General features: G+C 64.1%; 18 protein-coding genes. 13 read left to right on the top strand and 5 right to left on the bottom strand.

The genetic code is table 11. The features are described from left to right. The first annotated feature begins 279 nt into the window (after nucleotides 1-279). The 8 genes from L6D80_RS01940 (at nucleotide 280) to L6D80_RS01975 (ending at nucleotide 9,987) form a co-directional block, all read left to right on the top strand. On the top strand, nucleotides 280-3,111 hold the full coding sequence (locus L6D80_RS01940; protein WP_176512506.1) for a xanthine dehydrogenase family protein molybdopterin-binding subunit: 2,832 nt from the start codon (nucleotides 280-282) through the stop codon (nucleotides 3,109-3,111). Further along, nucleotides 3,104-3,640, top strand: coding sequence for a (2Fe-2S)-binding protein (locus L6D80_RS01945; protein ID WP_176512507.1), 537 nt, complete (start codon nucleotides 3,104-3,106; stop codon nucleotides 3,638-3,640). Before L6D80_RS01940 ends, L6D80_RS01945 begins: the two co-directional genes overlap by 8 nt. 2 nt (nucleotides 3,641-3,642) lie before the next feature. Continuing rightward, nucleotides 3,643-4,854: a cytochrome c gene (locus L6D80_RS01950; protein ID WP_176512508.1), complete on the top strand. Its 1,212-nt coding sequence runs from the start codon at nucleotides 3,643-3,645 to the stop codon at nucleotides 4,852-4,854. 3 nt (nucleotides 4,855-4,857) lie between these two features. Continuing rightward, nucleotides 4,858-5,829 carry an XdhC family protein gene (locus L6D80_RS01955; RefSeq protein WP_054899940.1) on the top strand — a complete coding sequence of 324 codons (972 nt, stop codon included), beginning with the start codon at nucleotides 4,858-4,860 and terminating at the stop codon, nucleotides 5,827-5,829. Next, nucleotides 5,826-6,392 carry a nucleotidyltransferase family protein gene (locus tag L6D80_RS01960; RefSeq protein ID WP_176512509.1) on the top strand — a complete coding sequence of 189 codons (567 nt, stop codon included), beginning with the start codon at nucleotides 5,826-5,828 and terminating at the stop codon, nucleotides 6,390-6,392. The genes L6D80_RS01955 and L6D80_RS01960 overlap by 4 nt, the downstream gene beginning before the upstream one ends. 94 nt (nucleotides 6,393-6,486) lie before the next feature. Then, nucleotides 6,487-7,170, top strand: coding sequence for a response regulator (locus L6D80_RS01965; RefSeq protein ID WP_054899938.1), 684 nt, complete (start codon nucleotides 6,487-6,489; stop codon nucleotides 7,168-7,170). Beyond that, complete coding sequence (locus L6D80_RS01970) at nucleotides 7,167-8,489, top strand: ATP-binding protein (protein ID WP_054899937.1); 1,323 nt, start codon at nucleotides 7,167-7,169, stop codon at nucleotides 8,487-8,489. Before L6D80_RS01965 ends, L6D80_RS01970 begins: the two co-directional genes overlap by 4 nt. A gap of 100 nt (nucleotides 8,490-8,589) precedes the next feature. Beyond that, entirely contained in the window at nucleotides 8,590-9,987 is a 1,398-nt protein-coding gene (locus L6D80_RS01975; protein ID WP_176512510.1) for an aspartate aminotransferase family protein, read from the top strand. A gap of 35 nt (nucleotides 9,988-10,022) precedes the next feature. Here L6D80_RS01975 and L6D80_RS01980 read toward each other — a convergent pair whose 3' ends face one another. The 4 genes from L6D80_RS01980 to L6D80_RS01995 form a co-directional block, all read right to left on the bottom strand. Then, complete coding sequence (locus L6D80_RS01980) at nucleotides 10,023-10,991, bottom strand: siderophore-interacting protein (RefSeq protein ID WP_176512511.1); 969 nt, start codon at nucleotides 10,989-10,991, stop codon at nucleotides 10,023-10,025. 78 nt (nucleotides 10,992-11,069) lie between these two features. Continuing rightward, nucleotides 11,070-12,467 (bottom strand): efflux transporter outer membrane subunit, encoded by a 1,398-nt coding sequence (locus tag L6D80_RS01985; RefSeq protein ID WP_176512512.1) that lies wholly within the window; start codon nucleotides 12,465-12,467, stop codon nucleotides 11,070-11,072. A gap of 3 nt (nucleotides 12,468-12,470) precedes the next feature. Continuing rightward, complete coding sequence (locus L6D80_RS01990; RefSeq protein ID WP_176512513.1) at nucleotides 12,471-14,435, bottom strand: MacB family efflux pump subunit; 1,965 nt, start codon at nucleotides 14,433-14,435, stop codon at nucleotides 12,471-12,473. Continuing rightward, the gene (locus tag L6D80_RS01995) at nucleotides 14,436-15,602 is read right to left on the bottom strand and encodes an efflux RND transporter periplasmic adaptor subunit (protein ID WP_054899932.1); all 1,167 of its coding nucleotides are present in this window, start codon (nucleotides 15,600-15,602) and stop codon (nucleotides 14,436-14,438) included. Between the two features lie 211 nt (nucleotides 15,603-15,813). Between L6D80_RS01995 and L6D80_RS02000 the strand changes: the two genes are divergently transcribed. From L6D80_RS02000 to L6D80_RS02010, 3 genes are all read left to right on the top strand, one after another. Beyond that, nucleotides 15,814-16,290 carry a sigma-70 family RNA polymerase sigma factor gene (locus L6D80_RS02000; RefSeq protein WP_054899931.1) on the top strand — a complete coding sequence of 159 codons (477 nt, stop codon included), beginning with the start codon at nucleotides 15,814-15,816 and terminating at the stop codon, nucleotides 16,288-16,290. Between the two features lie 171 nt (nucleotides 16,291-16,461). Beyond that, the gene (locus tag L6D80_RS02005; protein ID WP_054899930.1) at nucleotides 16,462-16,941 is read left to right on the top strand and encodes a response regulator; all 480 of its coding nucleotides are present in this window, start codon (nucleotides 16,462-16,464) and stop codon (nucleotides 16,939-16,941) included. A 66-nt stretch (nucleotides 16,942-17,007) separates the two neighbouring features. Further along, on the top strand, nucleotides 17,008-18,324 hold the full coding sequence (locus L6D80_RS02010; protein ID WP_176512514.1) for an MFS transporter: 1,317 nt from the start codon (nucleotides 17,008-17,010) through the stop codon (nucleotides 18,322-18,324). 205 nt (nucleotides 18,325-18,529) lie between these two features. On the opposite strand, the gene L6D80_RS02015 is transcribed toward L6D80_RS02010, so the two are convergent. Beyond that, nucleotides 18,530-20,194: an electron transfer flavoprotein-ubiquinone oxidoreductase gene (locus L6D80_RS02015; RefSeq protein WP_176512515.1), complete on the bottom strand. Its 1,665-nt coding sequence runs from the start codon at nucleotides 20,192-20,194 to the stop codon at nucleotides 18,530-18,532. Nucleotides 20,195-20,750: 556 nt separating this feature from the next. On the opposite strand from L6D80_RS02015, the gene L6D80_RS02020 reads away from it, so the two are divergent. Together L6D80_RS02020 and L6D80_RS02025 are read left to right on the top strand one after the other, a co-directional pair. Continuing rightward, on the top strand, nucleotides 20,751-21,500 hold the full coding sequence (locus L6D80_RS02020) for an electron transfer flavoprotein subunit beta/FixA family protein (RefSeq protein WP_025339979.1): 750 nt from the start codon (nucleotides 20,751-20,753) through the stop codon (nucleotides 21,498-21,500). Continuing rightward, nucleotides 21,501-22,430, top strand: a complete 930-nt coding sequence (locus tag L6D80_RS02025; RefSeq protein ID WP_054899927.1) for an electron transfer flavoprotein subunit alpha/FixB family protein — start codon at nucleotides 21,501-21,503, stop codon at nucleotides 22,428-22,430. Nucleotides 22,431-22,448 lie beyond the last annotated feature (18 nt).

Raw genomic sequence — 22,448 nt, forward strand, 5'->3', positions numbered from 1 at the left:
GAAGTGCGCCCATGCTGGCGTGGGTCGATTAACCCAAGGTTAACCCGCTCCTACGCAGGCAGGTCCTACGGGTTCGGTACGGTGCTTGCCGGCGCAGGCTTGGTTTTGAAACACCGCGACATATTGTCGGCTTGACTTTGCCAAAAGCTATTTTATTGCTGTAAAGTTGACGCACGGGTCAGTTTTTTAGGCTGGCCATGTCAAGGCGCTCGCCCCTTCCGAGTTCCCCTGCATAAGAATCAAAAATGGGCAGCTAACGTGCTGCCCAGAGGATCAAGCATGTCCAACCGTGATATTTCCCGGCGCGCCTTCCTGCAAGGCGGCCTGATCGCCGGTGTCGGTGTGACGATGGCGCCGCTTGGCAGCCAGGCGTTCGCCGCGCTGATGGAGGACCGCGTCACTGCGTCGCCGCAGAAGTGGATGAACCATGATGGCAAGGCCCGTTTCCGTAACGACGCCTTGTCCAAGGTGTGCGGCAACAAGGTGTTCGCCCGTGACATCCGTGCCAAGGACATGCCGGGCTGGCCTGAACAACAAGGCCATGCCCTGTTGCTCAAGGCGACCAAGGCCGATCGCCTCTACGCCGGTTATGACCTCGACGGGCTCGGCACCGACCTGCAGCCAGACCGCATCGTCACCGCCGCCGACCTGGAGGAGGACGGCATCGCCTGGCCGGAGGCGCACTCACCGGACCCGCTGTTGCCACCCGGCAAGGTCCCGATGTTCATCGGCCACCCCGTGGCAATCCTGATCTGGCACGACTTCGAGCGTTTTCGCCAGGCCAAGCGCAAGCTGCAGTTCAATGACCAGGCCATCCGCTACGGGGAGCAGGCACCGCTGTACCAGCGTGACCCGTATGGCAGCTTCCGCTTCGTACGCGTTGGCGGAGCCACGCCGTTCGACGAAGACGAGTTCTCCAGCCTGAAGAACTCCATGCTGTTCCCCACCATCCTCAACCGTAAGCCGGTGTGGTCGAAACAGCCCAACCTGCACGGCGACCTGACCGAGCAGGGCTTGTTCTACGCCAAGCGTATCGGCGAGCAGTTGGATAACCCGCCCGAAGACTGGCTGGTGTTCGACGAGCGCTACAAGACGCCGTCCATCGAGCCGGCCGCGCTGGAGCCCGACAACGGCAATGGCTGGTACGACGCTGCAACCGGTACGTTGCATTTCGTGGTTGCTACCCAGTGCCCGTTCGAGGCCGCGCAGGAATGCGTGCACATGATCAAGCCGTCGCGCTTCGTCCTGAAAACCCTCAACATGCACCCCGGCTACACCGTGGGCTATGGCTCCAAGGACAACAACATCTTCGTCTTCTACGCGGCCGTGGCCGCGCTGTATGGCGGCGGTGTACCTATCCGCCTGGCCAACGACCGTTATGAGCAGTTTCAGAGCGGCATCAAGCGCCATGCTTTCGACATTCGCTACCAGCTGGCGGTGGACAAGAAGGACAACAGCTTCAAGATTTTCCGTGCCGACATGAGCTGCGACGGCGGTGGCCGCATCAACTACAGCCCGTCCGTCGCCGCAGTAGGGGCTACGGCAGCGCAGTCGATCTACTACATGCCGCAGAACGACCTGTCCGTCACTGCCTATCACTCCCGTGGGGTCGAGGCCGGCTCGATGCGTGGTTATGGCACCCTGCAGACCATGGCCGCCACCGAGATGATGGTCGATGAGGTTGCCGGGCGCCTAGGGGTCGACGCCATCGACCTGCGCCGGGCCAATGCGCTGAAGTCGGGCATGAAGAACACCCAGGGCGCGGTGCCTGCCGGGGCTCTGCGCCTGCATGAGATTCTCGACAAGGCTGCTGCCCATGATTGGTGGCGCAATCGCGCGGCACGCAAGCAGGACATGGACGCCAAGGACCCCGACCATTGGTACGGCGTCGGTTTTGCCATCTGCCAGAAGGATTTCGGTACCGGGTCCGAGGCGCCGATGGCCAGTATCGAGTTCACTGCTGATGGCCGCATCAGCTTGCGTCACATCGGCACTGAGCTGGGCACGGGCATGTCCACCTCCCAGGCGCTGGTGGTCAGTGATTTTCTAGGCCGCTCGGCCGATGAGGTAACAACCGCTGTCACCGAGTGGCCGGAGTTGCAACTGACCACCAGCGGCAACCCCTACCTGATGAGCCAGGCCGAGCAGGACGCGGCGCTACGCGACCCGCGCTGGGTGGGTCGGCTGGCGTCGCCCTCGTCGGCGACCAACTCGGCGTTCTATTTCAGCCACGCCACCCGCGAAGCGGCACGCGTGCTGTTCAACCACAGCCTGTGGCCAGCCGCTTTGGCGCTGTGGCGCAAGGGCCCCTACGGCGGCCAGGCCAACCCCTTGGTGGTGCGCCGCGAAAACGCCGTGTGGGTCAACGGCGAACTGACGGGCAACGGCCTGGCGCCGATCCCGTTCGTTGAGCTTGCGAAAAAAGCCCACGAAATGGGCCTGGTCACCGGTGTGAGCGTGCACGGTTTCAACCGCTGGAGCTGGGCTGAGGCTGACTTCGTGATTGACGGCGTGCGCGAGCGGTTCCCACTCGATGCCCTTGCTGTGAAGTACGGCGACGGTGCGCCGGCGGCCAAAAAGGCGCAGATGACCCGCAACGGTTTCCACTTGCTTGATCGGCAGAATGCCGCCTATCCGGCTACCCAGTTGAACAACGCCATGGTGACCTACTACAGCCCTGTGGCAACCCTCGTCGAAGTGAAGGTGAACAAGGGTACTGGCCAAACCCGGGTCCTCAACCATCACAGTTGGGTCGAGTGCGGCCGGGTACTGGTGCCGGAGCTGGTCAAGGGCCAGCTCGAAGGTGGCATCGCCATGGGGATCGGCCATGCACTGACCGAAGAAATGCCGCTGCACGAAGGCGGCCCGGGCGAGGGTGACTGGAACTTCAACCGTTACCGCCTGCCGCACGCCAGGGACGTGGCGGTGTGGCAGCAGACCAGCGAGATTCTCCCGCCGCTGTCGCCGACCGACCCGTCCAAAGGTATTGCCGAGGTCGTGATGATCCCTGTGGTAGGGGCCATCAGCAACGCTGTGGCCCACGCCATTGGCAAACGCGTGCGTGAACTACCGATTACCCCAGCCCGTATCAAGGAGGCCCTCAATGGCTAACCGTCCGCTTCAACTGACCCTCAACGGTCAACCTGTCGGTCCGGTCGAGGTCCCTGCTGACCTGGCGATGATCGACTACCTGCACGAACACCTGAACCTCACCGGCTCGCGCCTGGGTTGTGGGCAGGGCATCTGCCACGCCTGCGTAGTGATTGTCGACAACCCCGACGGTACCAGCGAGCAAGTGCGCACTTGCATCACCGGCGCCCATTACTTTGCCGGCAAGAAGGTGCGCACCATCGAGGGCCACGCAACGCAGGATGAGGCCGGCAACGTCACCCTGAACCCGATCCAGCAGAAGTTCGTCGACCTGTTCGCCTTCCAGTGCAGCTACTGTGCGCCAGGGTTCGTCAACGCGGCCACGGTGCTGGTGGAAAGCGCCCAGCGCCAGCCAGTGAACAAGAGCGAGCTTGAAGACCGCATCGAGGCGAGCCTTGGTCATCATATCTGCCGCTGTACCGGTTACGTGCGTTACTACGACGCGACCCGCGCGGTGCTCAATGAGCTCGGCCTGGTCAAGGAGGGGTGAGCATGGGGCATGTCCGTTCCGGTTTCGCCTTGGCGTTCGGGTTTGCCGTTGCGCTGGCGGCCCAGGCCGATGACCAGGCGCTGGTCAAGCGCGGCGAGTACCTGGCCCGCGCCGCTGATTGCATGGCCTGTCACACTGCCGAGGGCGGCGCGCCGTTCGCCGGCGGCCTGCCGATCCATTCGCCGTTCGGCACTATCTATGGCAGCAACATCACCCCAGACAAACAACACGGTATTGGCCGCTACACGGCCGATGAGTTCTTCGCGGCGGTCACCGAAGGCAAGCGCAAGGACGGCGCCAACCTTTACCCGGCCATGCCGTACACCTCGTACCACCTGATCACCCGGGAGGATTCCGACGCGATCCTGGCGTACCTGAAGACCGTGCCGCCCATCAACCGACAAGCCCCGCAGACCCAGCTGGACTTCCCGTTCAATGTGCGCCTGGGGCTGGCCGGCTGGAACATGCTGTACGGCAAGAGCGTCCAGTTGCAGGCCGCCGAAGGCAAGGGGCCGGCCTGGCAGCGTGGGCAGTACATGGTAGAGGTCATGGGCCACTGTGGTGAATGCCACACCCCACGCAACGCCATCGGCGCCCTGCAGCAGGACCGGCGCCTGACGGGCGGCCTGCTCAATGGCTACCTGGCGCCGAGCCTGCTCGCCCAGGACCTGGCCGAGCGGGGCTGGACCCAGCCAGACCTCACCACCTTCCTCAAGCACGGGATCAGCGCCCAGGGCAGCATGTTCAACGAGATGTACCCGGTGGTGCACCACAGCACCCAGCACCTGGAGGACGCCGACCTGGCTGCCATGGCCACGTACCTGTTGGGTGAACAGCCGCCCGCAGCGAAGGTCATAAAGGAAGTGCCCCTGGACCAGCTCAGCGACAGTGCCACGCGCGGCCATCAGCAGTACCTCAACGTCTGCGCCGGTTGCCACGGCGTCGAAGGCGAGGGCAAGCCGCACATTGCGGTGGCCATGCAGGGCAATACGGTGCTGCGCCAGGGCGACTCGCGTAACTTGGTCAAGGCTATCCTGGAAGGTATCCGTGAGCAGCAGTTCACCGGTTTCGAGCGTATGCAGCCCATGCCGGGCTTTGCCAACAAGCTCACTGATGAGCAGGTGACGGATATGGTCAATTACCTGCGCCAGGCCTGGGGCGGTTTACCCGGTGACCTGAGCGTGCAGCAGCTCGCCGAGCTGAAGGCGGAGTAAGCCGTGCAGCATCTTGATCTGCAGGTCGTACGCCAGGCGTTGCAGTGGTCATGCAGCGGCCAGCGGGTATGGTTATGCACGGTCCTCGCCACCTACGGTTCGGCGCCCCGTGCGCCGGGCTCGTTGCTGGCGGTGAACGATGCCGGGCAGTGGGTGGGGTCGTTGTCAGGTGGCTGCGTCGAGGAGGACTTCCTCGAACGTGTGGCCCGGGGCGAATTCCCCGAACCCGTTGTCATCGTGCGCTACGGCGACGGCAGCGACCCGCGCTCGAACATTCGCCTGCCCTGTGGTGGCGTGCTTGAGGTGCTGGTGGAAAATCTGGCGGCAGGCTGCGAGGTGCAGGCGCACCTGCGCGAGCTGCAGGGCGCCCTGCAGGGGCAGCGTCGGTTGCTGCGCGAGGTGAGCCTGCCGCACGGGCTGCGCCGCCTCGCCAGTGATGCTGCCCACGGCCCGCGGGTGGAACGTGAAGGCGGTTGCGTGCGCATTCGCGTGGGGGCCGCCCAGCGCTTGCTGTTGGCCGGGTATTCCAGTGTTGCGCATTTCTGCGCCGAATTTGGCAAGGGGATGGGCTTTGAAGTCATCCTTTGCGACCCACGCGACGAGGTGCTCGAAGGCGTGGTCCTGGATGGCATCGAGGTGCGCCGCGAACTGCCATCGGTATTCATCGCCAACGGCGGTTGCCATGCCGACACGGCGGTCGTTGCACTGACCCACGACCCGAAAATCGACGACCTCGCCATGCTCGAGGCGGTCCATACCGATGCGTTCTACATCGGTGTGATGGGCTCAAGGGCCACTTCCGACAAACGCCGTGAACGCCTGCACCGTATTGGCGGCCTGGGCGACGACGAACTGGCGCGCATCCATGCGCCGATTGGGCTGAACCTGGGCAGCAAGACGCCGGCGGAGATCGCCCTGGCGGTGCTGGCGGACATTTTGCGCATGCGCAATGGCATCGCCCGGGCGGCGCTGTGAGCGTGGTCGCGCTGGTGTTGGCGGCAGGCAGCAGTGTGCGTTTTGGCCGTGACAAGCGCCGTGCTACCCTGCCGGACGGCCGCAGCTTGCTGGTGCATAGCGTCGAGCGTGCCTGCACGGCGTTCGATGACGTGCGGGTGGTGTTGCGCGAAGGGGAGCAGGGCGAGGACCTGGGCTTGCCAGCGCAATGCCGAGTCATCTCCAACCCGGATTTTGCCCTGGGCTTGGGCCATAGCCTGGCGGCGGGTGCCGCCTCGCTGCTGGACAGCGAAGCGCAGGCGGTGGCGATTCTGTTGGGCGATATGCCTTGGATTGCACCCGCCACCCTTCGAAAGCTTGCCGCCGAGGCCGGCGCATCGACCATCGTCCTGCCTTGTCATGGCGGGCAACCCGGCCATCCTGTGCTGTTCGGGCGTGATTTCTGGCCCGCGCTGGCACGCCTGACGGGCGATGAAGGTGCGCGTTCGCTGGTACAGGCACACCCGGCCTGTTGCGTCAGGCTGCAGGTGGCGGATGCCGGGGTGCTGCAGGACGTCGACAGGCCTGACGCGTTACGCCCGTGAGTGTGATGCCCACTGGCGGCAAGAAAGGGCCCATAATCCCCCCTTAATCCCCCAGTAGTGCAATGCCAGCCACACCATTCCGGGAGCCCCCACCATGCACGTTCTGCTCTGCGAGGACGACGACCTGATCGCCAGCGGCATCTGCGCCGGCCTTGCCGCCCAGGGCCTGACCGTCGACCGTGTGGCCAACGCCGCCGGTGCGCGGGCCATGCTTCAGGCAGCGCAGTTCGATGTGATGATTCTCGACCTCGGCCTGCCTGATGAAGACGGCCTCAAGCTCCTGCGCCGCCTGCGTCAGCAGGGCGTGGACCTGCCGGTGCTGGTGCTCACCGCGCGCGACGCGGTCACCGATCGGGTAGATGGCCTGCAGGCCGGTGCCGACGACTATCTGCTCAAACCGTTCGACTTGCGTGAACTGGCTGCGCGCTTGCACACGTTGCTGCGTCGGGTCGCAGGGCGGGCGGTGAACGTGATCGAGCATGGCCCGCTACGCTATGACCCGAGCAGTTGCGAAGCGACCCTGGGCGGTAAGCCGGTGGACTTGTCGCGGCGTGAACAGGCCTTGCTCCAGGCCCTGCTGCAAAACCCCGGGCGGGTGCTCTCCAGCGAGCAGCTCAAGGACTGCGTGTACGGCTTCAGCGACGAAGTCGAAAGCAACGCGCTCAACGTGCATATCCACCATTTGCGCCGCAAGTTAGGCAACAGCATCGTCGAGACCGTGCGCGGCCTGGGCTATCGCCTGGGGCCGGCGCAGGCATCGGAGGAAGCGGCATCATGAGCCTGCGGGTGCGCTTGAGCCTGATCCTTGGTAGCGCCTTCGTCATCATCTGGGTGCTGGCGGCTGCGTGGATGTTGCGCGACCTGCGCCAGCAGATGATGTTCTCCCTCGACCAGCGCCTGGTGGCATCGGCGCGGATGGTCGCCGGGCTGGTTGACCAGTTGCCGCAACCGTTGACCGCCAAGGGCGAGGACGCGCACTTCTCCGCCGATCAGTTCAGCGTGCCCGACGGCATGGCCTGCCAGGTGAGTTCGCTGCGGGGTGAAATCCTCGCCAGCAACCACAAGCATGAAGGTGCCATGGATGACGAACGCAGCGGCTTTCGCGACCAGACCATCGATGGCGCGCTATGGCGCACCTTCACCTACAACCACGGTGACGTGCGCATCACCACTGCCGACCGACACATGGAGCGCGAGGCACTGAACCAGTCGATTCTGTTGGCCGCGTCGGCGCCGGTGCTGATGGCCTTGCTGGGCAGCCTCGGGTTGCTCTGGATCGGCCTGGGGAAAGGCCTGGAACCGCTCAATCGCATGCGTGACGCCCTGCGCCGAAGGCGTGCAGACAGTGTCGAGCCCTTGCAGGTGGCGGGGTTGCCCAGCGAACTGCAACCGCTGCTGGATACTCAGAACCAGCTGTTCCTGCGGATTGCCCAGACCATCGAGCGTGAGCGGCGCCTGACGGACGACGCCGCCCATGAGCTGCGCAGCCCGCTGACGGCCATCAAGACCCACCTGCAGGTGGCACGGATGACCGACGGTACCGTGCGCGAGCAGGCGCTTGAGCACGCCGAGCAGGGCGCTGATCGCATGCATCGGACCTTGGAGCAGTTGCTGATGCTGGCGCGGGTGGAGGGCAGCCTGTCGTTCGAGGACGGGGTGCAGTGCAGCGCCGAACAGGTTGCCCGCCAGGCGGTGCAGGATGCCGGTGGCGGTGACAACCGACGCATCGTTCTGCGCCTGCCCGAGGAGGCGACCCGCATCTACCTCGGCATGCCTGCGCCGCTGGCGGTGGCGGCCTTGCGCAACCTGCTGGACAACGCCCTGCGCCACGGCGGTGATACCGAGGTGGAGCTGGAGGTGCAGATGGCCGATGGTCAGGTGGGGTTCATGGTCCGTGACCATGGGCCAGGCATTGCCGAGGGCGACTTGCAGCACCTGACCGAGCGCTTCTGGCGCAATGGGCAAAGCGGTGGCTGTGGCCTGGGGCTGGCAATCGTTCAGGCCATCGTGCAGCGCTGTGCCGGGAACCTGAGGTTCGACAGCCGCAGTGATGGGTTGCGGGTGTTGCTGCAAGTGCCGGCGCGATCGGGTACCTGAGCCGCAAAAATCCAACAGCAAGCGCTAAATCCTCCCTGCGGCCAAGCGTTTTCCAAGCGATAACCACCCGCACATTCGCTTGCTTGCGAGGATTTACCCCATGTCGACCGCTTCCAGCCTTGCCCAGGTCCTGCCGGCCAACGCGCCGCAACCGTTGTACGAGTTCAACGAGTCGCCGTTGCTGCAACGCCAGCAGCACCAGGAGTCCAACGCCCGCAGCTACCCGCGGCGCATCCCGCTGGCGCTCAAGCGCGCCCGTGGCATTCATGTCGAGGATGTCGAAGGCCGTCAGTTCATCGATTGCCTGGCCGGTGCAGGGACTCTCGCCCTGGGCCATAACCACCCGGTGGTGATCGAAGCGATCCAGCGTGTGCTGGCCGATGAACTGCCGCTGCATACCCTCGACCTGACCACACCGGTCAAGGACCGCTTTGTCCAGGACCTGTTCGGTGTGCTGCCAGAAGCGCTGCGCCGTGAGGCCAAGGTGCAGTTCTGCGGCCCGACCGGCACCGACGCGGTGGAAGCGGCGCTCAAGCTGGTGCGCAGTGCCACCGGGCGCAGCACCGTGCTGGCGTTTCAGGGTGCCTACCATGGCATGAGCCAGGGCGCGCTCAGCCTGATGGGCAGCCACGGCCCCAAGCAGCCGCTGGGCGCCTTGCTCGGCAACGGTGTGCAGTTCATGCCGTACCCTTACGATTACCGTTGCCCGTTTGGCCTGGGTGGCGAGGCCGGGGTCAAGGCCAACCTGCATTACCTGGAAAACCTGCTGCTCGACCCTGAAGGCGGCGTGCCGCTGCCGGCAGCGGTGATCCTGGAAGTGGTACAGGGCGAAGGTGGGGTGATTCCCGCCGATATCCAGTGGCTCCAGGGCGTGCGCCGTATCACCGAACAAGCTGGCGTGGCGCTGATCGTCGACGAGATCCAGAGCGGTTTCGCCCGTACCGGGCGCATCTTCGCCTTCGAGCACGCGGGCATCGTGCCGGATGTGGTCACCCTGTCCAAGGCCATTGGCGGTAGCCTGCCGCTGGCGGTGGTGGTCTATCGCGACTGGCTCGACACCTGGAAGCCAGGCGCCCATGCCGGCACCTTCCGCGGCAACCAGATGGCCATGGCTGCAGGGTCTGCGGTGATCAATTACCTGGTCGAACACCGCCTGGCCGAGCATGCCGAGGCCATGGGCCAGCGCTTGCGTGGTCACCTGACTCTGCTGCAGAAGGATTACCCGCAGTTGGGCGATATCCGTGGCCGTGGCCTGATGCTCGGGGTAGAGCTGGTAGAGCCGCAAGGCCAGCCTGATGCACTGGGCCATCCACCGGCCAACCGCGAGCTGGCGCCCAGGGTGCAGCGTGAATGCCTCAAGCGTGGCCTGATTCTCGAACTGGGTGGGCGCTATGGTGCGGTGGTGCGCTTCCTGCCGCCGTTGATCATCAGCGCGCAACAGATCGACGACGTGGCGCAGCGCTTTGCCGATGCAGTGGCGGCTGCCATCGCCAACTGAAGGCAGAGGGGCCGCATGGCGGCCCCTTTACCGAATCAGTCAAGGGTGCGCCCGGCCCGCCAGTACCCCATCAATGTCAGGCAATCGCGCGGCAGCCCGCGCGCCTTGATCAGGTAGCGGCGAATGTCCATCACAGCCGCCGATTCCCCTGCCACCCAGGCATAGAAGCCACTGCTGGCGCTGCTCGCCTGCTCCCAGAGAATGCGCTTGTCGATGTCCACGTCTTCAAGCTGCAGGCCGGCCGCGTCGTGCCCCTGCGGCAGCAGTGCCAGTTCGCGTACGGCATGTTGCATGGCCTGGCCATGGCTGCAGCGCAGCAGTTCACGGGGTAACCAGTGCAGGCGGGTGGCCGCGCCGTGGCGCAGGGGCAGGCAGTCTGCCTCCAGGGGCACCTCGATGAATGCCTCGATGGCCAGCGTAGGCTGGGTGTCGGCCTGCTGTTCGAGAATGCCGGCGATGGCGGGCAGTGCCGTCTCGTCACCCACCAGCAATACAGAGCGGACCCCGGCAGGGGGCTTCCACGCGTAACCGCCTGGATCGTCATTGAAGGCCAGGTTTGGCGCGACCATCTGCAGCCTATCGCCGACCTGGGCATGGGTAGCCCAGGCCGATGCGGGGCCGCTGACGCCATGCAGAACGAAATCCACATCGACCTCCAGGGTTTCCCGCCGCAACGCACGGATGGTGTAGGTGCGCATGGGCGGGCGCTGGGCTGCTGGCAGCGCAGTGTGCGCGGCTTTCCAGTGAGCGTCCTGGGGCAGGACAGGCAACGAGCCGTCAGGGGCGGGGAAGAAAAGCTTGACCCGTTGGTCGGGCGCCAGGGTGTGCATTGCTTCGATATCCGGGCCGGTAAACACCAGGCGAGCGAGCGATGGGCTCAGGCAGATACGCCGGGCGAGCACCAGGTCGAAGACGCGGTAGGCGCTGGTGGCCGGTGAACGGCCTGAAATCAGGCGGCGTAGGCCTTGCTGGCATGCCTTTATCATGCTGGCGGAGCTGGACATGCGGAAGTCCTCTTGCAAACGGCTTTCTTGAGGAACGAGCCGGTGCCGCTGCAAATTACCTTCATGGCCTGCCACGGCTCAGTGCTCCACCTGCCAGCCTCCCCCCAGGGCCTTGTACAGCGCCACACTGCCTTGCAGGCGGGCAAGGCGCAGTTGCGCCTGCTGATCCTGTGCAAGGTATAGGGTGCGCTGCGTTTCAAGCACGCTCAACAAGGTTTCTGCACCCGCCGCGTAGCGTTGTTGAGCGAAGTCGAAGGCGGTGCGTGCGTGCTCGACCTCCTGGGCCTGCCACTGCCACTGCAATGCCACGCCGTGGAGGGCGTTGAGTGCCTTTTCGACGTCGGCGAAGCCTGCAATGATGCTGCTGCGGTAGGTTTCCAGCAGTTCGTCCTGCTCGGCTTCGGCCAAGTCCCGCGATGCGCGCAGCCGACCATTGTTGAACACCGGCGCGACAAGGCCCGCGGTAAGGGTGTAATAGGCGCTGTTGAACACCTCGGCGAAGGTGCTTGCCCCCGTGCCCACATTGGCGCCCAAGGTCAGTTTTGGTAGCAGCGCGGCCCTGGCCACTTGCACATTGGCGTTGGCCGCGGCCAGGCGTGCTTCGGCGGCGGCGATATCCGGGCGCCGGGTGAGCAGTTCGCTGGGTAGGCCGCTGCCTGTGCGTGGCCAGTGCAGCGCATCGATCGCTTCGGGGCTGGCCGGCAACGCCTGTACCGGGTCGCCCAGCAGGGTGGCCAAGGTGATGCGGTTGTCTTGGCGCTTCTGTTCGAGCAACGGCAACTGCCGTTCCTGGGCCGCCACCAGGCTGCGCTGCTGGGCCAGCTCCAGGCGAGTAGCGGAGCCTGCGCGCTGGCGGCTCTCGACCAGGCCCAGCACATCGCGTGCGTTGCGCAGGTTAAGGCGGGCGATGCGCAGTTGCTCTTCCAGGGCCAGGCCTTGCAGGTAGCTGTTGGCAACGCTGCTGACCAGGGTCAGCTCGACCGTCTGGCGCTCGAAACGGCTGGCATCAAGGCCGTGCAAGGCACTTGCCCGGGCTGCGCGCAGGCCACCCCAGAAGTCGATTTCATAGCTGGCGGTAAGTTGCAGGCCGAACGAGGTGCTCGTTCGCTCATAGGTGCTGACGTCCAGCTGATCATTGCCTTCACCATGCAGCAGGCGTTGGCGGCTACCCTCAAGGCCCAGCTGCAGTTCCGGCAACAAAGGTGCGCCGGCGATCACGGCCCGGGCCTGGGCCTGGCGCACCCGGGCGGTCGCTGCACCAAGGTCATGGGCATTGCGTTGGGCACGCGCCACCAGACGGTCCAGTTCGCGGCTGGCGAAGGCGTGCCACCACTGGGCCGAGGGTGCGCTGGCCTGGGCGGTTTCGCCTTGCCAGGTGGAGGGCGCAGTGATGCCGCTTTGCGGGGCGGTCGGCAAGCTGCAGGCGGTGAGGCCCAGGCTCAGAAACAACAGGCTGATGCGGCTTGGCAATGTCATGGGCTATTCGCTGGTGAGTGCTTTGACCGGGTCGAGTCGGGAGGCTTTGCACGCCGGCATGAAGCCGAACACGATGCCGGTGAGAACTGCGCAGGAAAAGGCGCCGAGCATGGCCGACAGGGCGAAGGCCACGGCCACGTCGGCCAGCATCAGGCCCGCGCCGATGAGCAGGGCCAAGGCGATGCCGGCCAGGCCGCCGACCATCGACAGCATGACCGCCTCGCTGAGGAACTGGCGCAGGATGTCGCGCTGCCGTGCGCCAGTGGCCATGCGTATGCCTATCTCGCGGGTACGTTCACGGACCGTCATGAGCATAATGTTCATCACGCCGATGCCGCCTACCAGCAGAGAGATGGCCGCAATTGCCCCTAGCATCAGCGACAGGCTGTTCTGGGTGCGCGCCTCGGCCTGAATCAGCGCGGCGGCGTTGGTCAGTTCGAAGTCATGGCGGCCCTGGTGGCGCTGTCGCAGCAGGTGGTCGATGGCGGCTTCGGTTTCATCGACCCTGGTCGAGTCGAGGGCCGCAACGGTGATGTAATCAGGGTCACGCTGCCCGAACAGGCGGACCGCCGCCGCCGAGTAGGGCACGACGATCCGCCCGTCGGCGTCCTGGTCACCGGAACTTGCGCCCTTACCGGCGAGGATGCCGACGACCTGGAAAGGGACGTTGCCGATCAGGATGTATTGCCCGATGGGATCGCGACCGGGCTCCAGCAACGTTTCCCGTACTTTCTGGCCGATGACCGCCACGGCTGCGCCGTTGGCTTCGTCGGTTTCGGTGAAAAACGCGCCCTCTACCGCTGGCCAGTTGAATATCTGCGGGAACCAGGTGTTGTTGCCGCCCACATAGAAGCGCTGGCTGTTGTTGCCGTGGCGCACCATGACCTTGTCACCCAGGACTGGCATGATCTGCTTGACCTGCGGTAACTGGCCAATGGCGGCGACATCGTCCAGGGTAATGGTCCCGGCGGGTTCGCCCAACGTTGCCGGCTTGCCGTTGAGGTAGAGGATGTTGGCGCCAAACGCGGCCATCTGCGCCATCACCTGGCGTTTGCTGCCTTCGCCCACGGCAAGCATGACCACCACTGATGCCACCCCGATGATGATGCCGAGCAGGGTCAGGGCGGTGCGAAAGCGGTTGACCCACATTACGCGCCAGGCTGCTTGCAGGCTTTCGAGCAGTTCTCCTTTCCACGCACCGCGCAGGGTAGCACCGCGATCCAGACGCTGGCGCAAGTCGCCGGCTTGCAAAGCCTGGCGTGGCGCGGCGGGCGCTTGGTGGGTGGGGGTGTCGCTGATCATCAGGCCATCGCGAATCTCGATCACCCGCTGCGCCCGTGCCGCCACCTGGCGATCGTGGGTGATGAGAATGATCACATGGCCCTGGCCAGCCAGTTCGTCGAGCAGGGCCATGACCTCGGTCCCGCTGTGGCTGTCGAGCGCGCCGGTGGGTTCGTCGGCAAGGATGATGTGGCCCCCGTTCATCAGCGCACGGGCGATCGAGACCCGCTGTTGCTGGCCGCCCGACAACTGGTGCGGGCGGTTGCCGCTACGGCTGGACAGCCCCAGACGTGCCAGCAGGGTGGCGGCGCGGGCATGGCGCTCGGTGGCGGGGGTGCCGGCATAGATGGCCGGCATTTCGACATTCTCCTGGGCCGAGCCTGAAGCAATCAGATGGTACCCCTGGAACACGAAGCCGAACGCTTCGCGACGTAGCCAGGCCAGTTCGTCGCTGCTCAGGTCAGCAACGTCCTTGCCGGCGAAGTGGTAGCTGCCCGAGGTAGGGCGATCCAGGCAGCCCAGGATGTTCATCAGGGTCGATTTGCCTGAGCCGGAGGCGCCAACGATGGCGACGAACTCGCCGGCATGGATGCTCAGGCTGATGCCCTGCAGCACCTCGACCTTCGGTGTGTCGACACCACCGTATGACTTGCGGATATCGACCAGTTCGATCAGCGGCGCAGTCATTCAACCTCCACTGGCGCTGGGAGCGCCGATCAGTAGCTGCTCGCCTTCGCTGAGGCCGTCGAGCACCTGAACGCGCAGGCGATCACTGAGCCCGGTGCGAACCTGGCGCTGCACCACCTTGCCGTGCTGATCGAGCACGCGTGCCACGTGCTGGCCATCGTCGCCATCCAGCGCGGCCAGAGGCACGGTCAGCACCTGGCTGGCTTGCCCGGCGACAAAGAACACCTGCGTGGTCATGTCGGCCATCAACGCACCATCGGGGTTTTCCACATCGAGCAGCACGGTGTACTGCACCACATGGCTGCCGGTGCTGCCTGCGCTGGCAGGGCTGCCGCCGCCTTGGCTGGCTTCTTCCAAAGGTTTGGGCGGGATCGGCAGGATCTGCCGCACGGTGCTGCTCCAACGCCGCTTGCCGCCGGCCAGCGTGGTGAAATAGGCGGTCATGCCGGGTTTTACCTTGCCGATGTCGGCTTCGGAGACCTGTGCCCAGACCGTCATGGGCGAGAGCCTGGCGATGCGCAGGATCAAGGGGGTGCGTTGCTGGGCGTTGAGGGTCTGGCCTTCTCGAGCATCGACGGCCACCACCGTACCGTCCATGGGGGCGTAGATGCGGGTATAGCCCAGCTCGGCCTCGTCGCTGCGCAGGCTGGCCTGGGCCTGGCGGATCTGGGCCTGGAACATGTCGATGCGTGCCTGGGTGACCTTGAGCTGTGCTTGGGCAGCTTGCACGTCCTCGTCACGCGTGGCGCCAGCGGCGGCCAGGTCACGCTGGCGCTTGAGCTGGTGACTGGCGAGTTGGAACTGCGCGCGCTGTTCGGCTAGCTGGGCCTTGAGGTTATCGATCGAGAACCGCCCGGCATCAAGCCGCGCCTGTTGGGTGGAAGGGTCGATCTCGACCAGCAGTTGGCCCTTGCGCACTGGGTCGCCCGCTTCAACATGCAGTTTGCGGATCTGCCCGGATGCCTGGGCGCCCACATCCACATAACGCCGGGGTTGCAACGTTCCCAAGGCTGTGACGCTGCTTTCGATGTCGCTTCGGGTCACCGTGACGGTGCTGGTCGGGTGCGCACCCAAGGGGAGGCGCTGCCAGGCTAGCAGGCAGCCCACGCTCAGCAGGCCCAGGCCGGCGAGAATGAACGGGCGGCGGGGATGGGTTAAACGGCTCATGGGGGCTTCCAGCCAGGGGGAACGGCCACGCGCTGCCACTCGTGGCGCGCAGGGAGGTGCCAAGTAAACGAAGGCAGGGGCGACGGATTTAGCCCCAGCGGCGTGGGGGCAACGTGTTGCTGAGAATGGTTATACTTTGTAGTATTCGACGCTGCTATCACTCTGTCCCGCCCCCGCACTGCGGGGTTGCAAGGCGATCTCAGGTGTTGTTGTGGAACGTTACTATCGCGAACTGGTGAGTTTTCTCTCCGCGCGCCTGGGCAGCCGTCAGGCGGCCGAGGACGTTGCCCACGATGCCTATGTGCGGGTGCTCGAGTGCGCCGACGACAAGCAGATCACCCACCCCCGAGCATTTTTGTACCGCACTGCGCTCAACCTGGTGGTCGACCGGCACCGGCGCCTGCTGGTGCGTCGGGCCGAGCCGCTGGACGTACTCGATGAGGATGGGCGTTTGCACAGCGCCGAGCTGCAGCAGGATCTGCAGCTTGACCAGCGCCTGGCGCTGATGACGAAAGCCCTGGACGAGCTGGCCAAACCCTGCCGCGAAAGCTTCCTGCTGCGCAAGCTCGAAGGCCTGTCGCATCAGCAGATTGCCGAGCGCCTGGGCATCTCCCGCTGTCTGGTGGAAAAGCACATCGTCAACGCCATGAAGCATTGCCGCGTGCGCATGCGCCAATGGGAATCTTGAAAAAGTGGTAAACCGCCAGTGAAAATTCTGTGTGCTGGCCACTTGATTTCTAGGTGTTTCCCGACAACTATCTAGATTGACCCCTCCAGGCACAGCCCTGGCGGTTGCCTGTTACTGGCGCAGTTTGGTCAGGGAGCGTGCCCCTATTCACCCGACTGCCCAGGTCCGACAATGCCAAACAAGACCCTGCGCATCCTGATTGCCGACGAGCATCCGTCTCAGCGCCTGCAGCTGGAGAGACTGCTCAATGGTCTGGGCTATTACCGGATCGCGCCCGTGGAGAGCTTCGAGGAGCTCCAGCGCCTGGTACATTGCGCGCTGCAACCGTTCAACCTGCTGATTGGCAATATCGAGCTGGCCAGCCATGCAGGTGTCGACCTGGCCCGTTTTTGCCGGGTCAGCACGCAGATCCAACATGCGCTGTTGTACCACTCCCGGCAGCTGAAAGTACCCACGGTGCCGCAGACCGAGCGCCAGGCCGTGAGCGTCAGCCTGCCGCAGGTGCCTGATAACGAGGCGCTGGAGTCGTTCATGGCGATCATCGATGGGCCGGTGCTGGTCGGCAAGATCGCCTTGCCCCCAGGCGTCGCGGGCAGCGGGCCGCCAGCATACCAGCGCAAGAACTTCGGCCAGACGGTGTTCAGCCGTTAGCCGGGGCAGGGCAAGGCGGCGGGTATTTGTTATCCTCTTGCCCTTTGCCGATTTGTGGGCTCTTGCATGACTGCCATCGATACCGCTCCCCCGCCCCGGTTCAGCCGTGGTGACCATCGGACCCTGGGCCTGGCGGCACTGGGTGGTGCGCTGGAAATCTACGATTTCATCATCTTCGTGTTCTTCGCCCTGACCCTCAGCCAGTTGTTCTTCCCCCCGCAAATGCCCGAATGGCTGCGCCTGTTACAGAGCTTCGGCATCTTCGTCACCGGCTACCTGGCGCGGCCTTTGGGCGGCATTCTCATGGCCCACTTCGCCGACCACCTGGGGCGCAAGCGGGTATTCAGCCTGAGCATTCTGATGATGGCCTTGCCGTGTCTGCTGATCGGCATGATGCCCACCTATGCCCAGATCGGTTACGCAGCCCCGTTGTTGCTGCTGGCGTTGCGTATCCTGCAGGGTGCTGCAGTGGGCGGTGAAGTGCCAAGCGCCTGGACCTTCGTTGCTGAGCACGCTCCGCAGGGGCGCCGTGGGTATGCCCTGGGCTTTCTGCAAGCGGGGCTGACCTTTGGGTACCTTTTGGGCGCGCTGACTGCGACGCTGCTGGCCCAGGCGTTTACCGCCCAGGAAATTCTCGATTACGCCTGGCGCTATCCGTTCCTGCTCGGGGGGGTATTTGGTGTGATTGGTGTGTGGCTGCGCCGCTGGCTGAATGAAACACCGGTGTTCCTGGCGCTGCGCCAACGTCAGGAGCAGCCTGTGGCATTCCCGCTGCGGCGGGTGCTGGGCGAGCACCGGCGGTCACTGCTCCCCGCCGCGCTGTTGACCTGCGTGCTGACGTCGGCGGTTGTGGTGCTGGTGGTCATTACCCCGACCGTGATGCAGCAACGTTTCGGCATGTCGGCCGGGCACACCTTCGCCCTGAGCAGTGTGGGGATCGTTTTTCTCAATATTGGCTGTGTGCTGGCTGGGCTGCTGGTCGACCGTCTGGGGGCCTGGCGTGCGCTGATGATCTACAGCCTGCTGCTGCCACTGGGCATTGGCGCGCTGTATGCGAGCCTGGTGGGGCAGTGGGGCCTGACCTGGCTGGCGTATGCCGTGGCAGGGTTGAGCTGTGGTGTGGTGGGGGTGGTGCCCTCGGTGATGGTGGGGTTGTTCCCGGCCGAGATCCGGGTATCGGGTATTTCCTTTACCTATAACGTCGCCTATGCACTGTGGGCCAGCACCACACCGCTGGCGTTGATTGCGCTGATGCCCTGGAGTCCTTGGGTATGTGTCGGCTTCTGCCTGATCATGGGCCTGGTGGGGCTGATGACGGCGCTGCATTATGGCCGCCGTGATGCAGGCTGCAGGGCGCAGCGCCCGGCAACCTCGGCATCCTGATGGGGCGCCCGGCAGGCCGATGCCTCCGGGCGTTGCCGCTCGACGGCGGCGTTTGCCTGGGCATGTACTCGAACGGCTTGGACACTGGCCAAGCGGTGGTTTGCTACAGGCGTCAGGTGTGGTCAACCTGATCGTGCTGCATGGCTCATGAAAAAGCCCCCGAGGTCTTGTGACCTGGGGGCTTTGTCGTTGCGCGGGGCAGGGCTTACATGTTCGGGTAGTTCGGCCCGCCGGCGCCTTCAGGGGTGACCCAAGTGATGTTCTGGGCCGGGTCCTTGATGTCGCAGGTCTTGCAGTGTACGCAGTTCTGCGCGTTGATCTGGAAGCGCTTGTTGCCATCTTCCTGGGTAACCACTTCGTACACGCCTGCCGGGCAGTAACGCTGCGCCGGCTCGTCGTAGAGCGGTAGGTTGCTGGCGATTGGCACGTTCGGGTCGGCCAGCTTCAGGTGGCAGGGTTGTTCCTCTTCGTGGTTGGTGCTGGAGAGGAACACCGAACTGAGCTTGTCGAAGCTGAGCTTGCCGTCCGGTTTCGGGTAATCGATCTTTTTCGAATCGGCCGCCAGCTTGAGGCAGGCGTAGTCCGGCTTGGTGTCATGCAGGGTGAAGGGCAGCTTGCCGGCGAACCAGTTCTGGTCGATGTAGTTGAACGCACCGCCCAGGATCGGGCCGAACTTGTGCAGCGCCGGGCCAAAGTTACGGCTGGCGAACAACTCTTCATACAGCCAGCTGGCCTTGAAGGCATCGACATAAGTGGTGAGTGCATCGCCGCCCTCGCTGCCGGCGACCAGTGCATCGGCCACGGCGTCGGCTGCCAGCATGCCGGACTTCATCGCGGTGTGGCTGCCCTTGATCTTGGAGAAGTTCAGGGTGCCAAGGTCGCAGCCAATCAGCGCGCCGCCATTGAAGACCATCTTCGGCAACGAGTTCAAGCCACCTTTGCAGATGGCCCGGGCGCCGTAACTGATGCGTTTGCCGCCTTCAAGGTACTGTTTGATCACCGGGTGGTGCTTGAGCCGCTGGAACTCGTCGAACGGCGACAGGTAGGGGTTGGTGTACGACAGGTCGACGATCAGGCCGACCACCACCTGATTGTTTTCCAGATGATAAAGGAACGAGCCGCCGGTATTGTCGGCGCTCATCACGTCCAGTGGCCAACCGGCGGTGTGTACCACCAGGCCCTGTTCGTGCTTGCTCGGGTCGATTTCCCAGATTTCCTTGAGGCCGATGCCGTAGTGCTGGGCATCGGACTCGCTGTCGAGGTTGAAACGCTTGATCAGTTGCTTGCCGATATGGCCACGGCAACCTTCGGCGAACAAGGTGTACTTGGCGCGCAGTTCCATGCCTGGCGTATACAGGCCTTGCTTGGGGTTGCCTTCACGGTCAACGCCCAGGTCGCCGGTGACGATGCCGCGGACCACACCGTTTTCGTCGAACAGCGCTTCCTGGGCGGCGAAGCCTGGGTAGATTTCCACGCCAAGGTTCTCGGCCTGCTGGGCCAGCCAGCGGCACAGGTTGCCCAGCGAGATGATGTAGTTGCCCTGGTTGTGCATGGTCTTGGGCACGAACAGGTCAGGTACCTTGGTCGCGCTACCGGCATCCTTGAGCACATAGATGTCGTCGCGCTTGACCTCGGTGTTCAGCGGCGCACCCAGTGCTTTCCAGTCGGGGAACAGTTCGTTCAGGGCGCGCGGTTCGAAGACCGCACCGGAGAGGATGTGGGCACCGACTTCGGAGCCTTTCTCGACCACGCAGACGCTGATCTCGCTACCGGCTTCGGCGGCCTTCTGCTTCAGGCGGCAGGCGGCGGACAGGCCCGCCGGGCCGGCGCCGACGATGACCACGTCGAATTCCATGTATTCGCGTTCCACTGGTTCTCTCCTACTCATCAAGGCTCATGCTGTTGCTTTGTCTTATGGGTGTGGGGTGATCCTGCGCGGCCGCCCTTCACGGGAGCGGGGCTGTAGCAGCGCAGAGGATGGACTACACCGTTTTGTCTTGGCCGCGCATTATATCTACACCACTTGGCGGGTCCAATACAAACGTTTGTTTGAATTTGCCGCAGGCCAGTAAAATCACAGGAGCGCGGCTGGAGGGTGACCGATTTGCCGTATTGACCGGATTGGGTGTTACGGTCAAGATACGAGCGGTTTACCGTTCGCCGTAGGCTTACCGCCGGGCGCAGGTACACCTCTAAAGACCAGCTGTGGAGCAGGGTTTTCGGGCCAAACCCGGGTTGTAGTGGAGTTTACACGCCACAACAGGAAATGACCCGCGGGTATTTGCCGCGATAGTCTGAACAAGACTTATCGGTCACCGTTAACTTTGCCCCTCCCGCAACGTTTTTAGAGGTGCCCTTGTACCCACGCGCATCGCCGGGCATGGCCCCAGGCGACTATCTATTCACCGGAGAGTAACGAGGAATCCATGAAGGTTCTTGTAGCTGTCAAACGAGTGGTCGACTACAACGTCAAGGTTCGCGTCAAAGCGGACAACTCCGGCGTCGACCTTGCAAACGTCAAGATGTCCATGAACCCCTTCTGCGAAATCGCTGTGGAAGAAGCTGTGCGCCTGAAAGAGAAGGGCGTGGCGAGCGAAATCGTCGTCGTCTCTGTCGGCCCGACCACTGCCCAGGAGCAGCTGCGTACTGCCCTGGCACTGGGTGCCGACCGCGCTATCCTGGTCGAAGCCGCCGATGAACTGAACTCCCTGGCCGTGGCCAAGGCGCTCAAGGCCGTTGTCGATAAAGAACAGCCGCAGCTGGTCATTCTCGGCAAGCAGGCCATCGACAGCGACAACAACCAGACCGGCCAGATGCTGGCTGCGTTGACCGGCTTCGCCCAAGGCACCTTCGCCTCGAAGGTCGAAGTCGCTGGTGACAAACTCAACGTCACGCGTGAAATCGATGGCGGCCTGCAGACCGTTGCTCTGAACCTGCCGGCGATTGTCACCACCGACCTGCGCCTGAACGAGCCGCGCTACGCGTCGCTGCCGAACATCATGAAGGCCAAGAAGAAGCCGCTGGAAACCGTTACGCCAGATGCCCTGGGCGTATCGCTCGCCTCCACCAACAAGACCCTGAAGGTCGAAGCGCCTGCTGCGCGCAGCGCCGGGATCAAGGTCAAGTCGGTGGCTGAACTGGTCGAGAAACTGAAGAACGAGGCGAAGGTAATCTAAATGACTATCCTGGTTGTCGCTGAATACGAGAACGGTGCCGTAGCCCCGGCCACCCTGAACACTGTCGCCGCAGCTGCCAAGATCGGTGGTGATATCCACGTGCTGGTCGCGGGCCAGAATGTGGGTGGCGTCGCCGAATCCGCCGCCAAGATCGCGGGTGTCGCCAAGGTGCTGGTCGCCGACAATGCGGCCTACGCGCACCTGCTGCCAGAGAACGCTGCGCCGCTGATCGTCGAGCTGGCCAAGGGTTACAGCCACGTGCTGGCCCCGGCCACCACCAACGGCAAGAACATCCTGCCGCGTGTTGCTGCGCTGCTGGACGTCGACCAGATCTCCGAGATCATCTCGGTCGAAGCTGCCGATACCTTCAAGCGCCCGATCTATGCCGGTAACGCTATTGCCACTGTGCAATCGAGCGCTGCGGTCAAGGTCATCACCGTGCGTACCACCGGCTTCGACGCTGTCGCTGCCGAAGGGGGTTCGGCTACTGTCGAAGCGGTGGGTGCAGCCCACAACACCGGTATCTCTGCCTTCGTCGGCGAAGAACTGGCCAAGTCCGACCGCCCTGAGCTGACCGCTGCCAAGATCGTCGTTTCCGGCGGCCGTGGCATGGGCAACGGTGACAACTTCAAGCACCTGTACAGCCTGGCCGACAAGCTTGGCGCTGCCGTCGGTGCCTCGCGCGCCGCGGTCGACGCAGGCTTCGTGCCCAACGACATGCAGGTCGGCCAGACCGGCAAAATCGTTGCACCGCAGCTGTACATCGCCGTCGGTATCTCCGGCGCGATCCAGCACCTGGCCGGCATGAAGGACTCCAAGGTGATCGTCGCGATCAACAAGGACGAAGAGGCGCCGATCTTCCAGGTGGCTGACTACGGCCTGGTCGCTGACCTGTTCGAAGCCGTCCCAGAGCTGGAAAAGCTGGTCTGATCCGCCTGCTTCACTTAT

This window comes from Pseudomonas ceruminis (assembly GCF_021602025.1).
Classification (GTDB): Bacteria; Pseudomonadota; Gammaproteobacteria; order Pseudomonadales; family Pseudomonadaceae; genus Aquipseudomonas; species Aquipseudomonas ceruminis.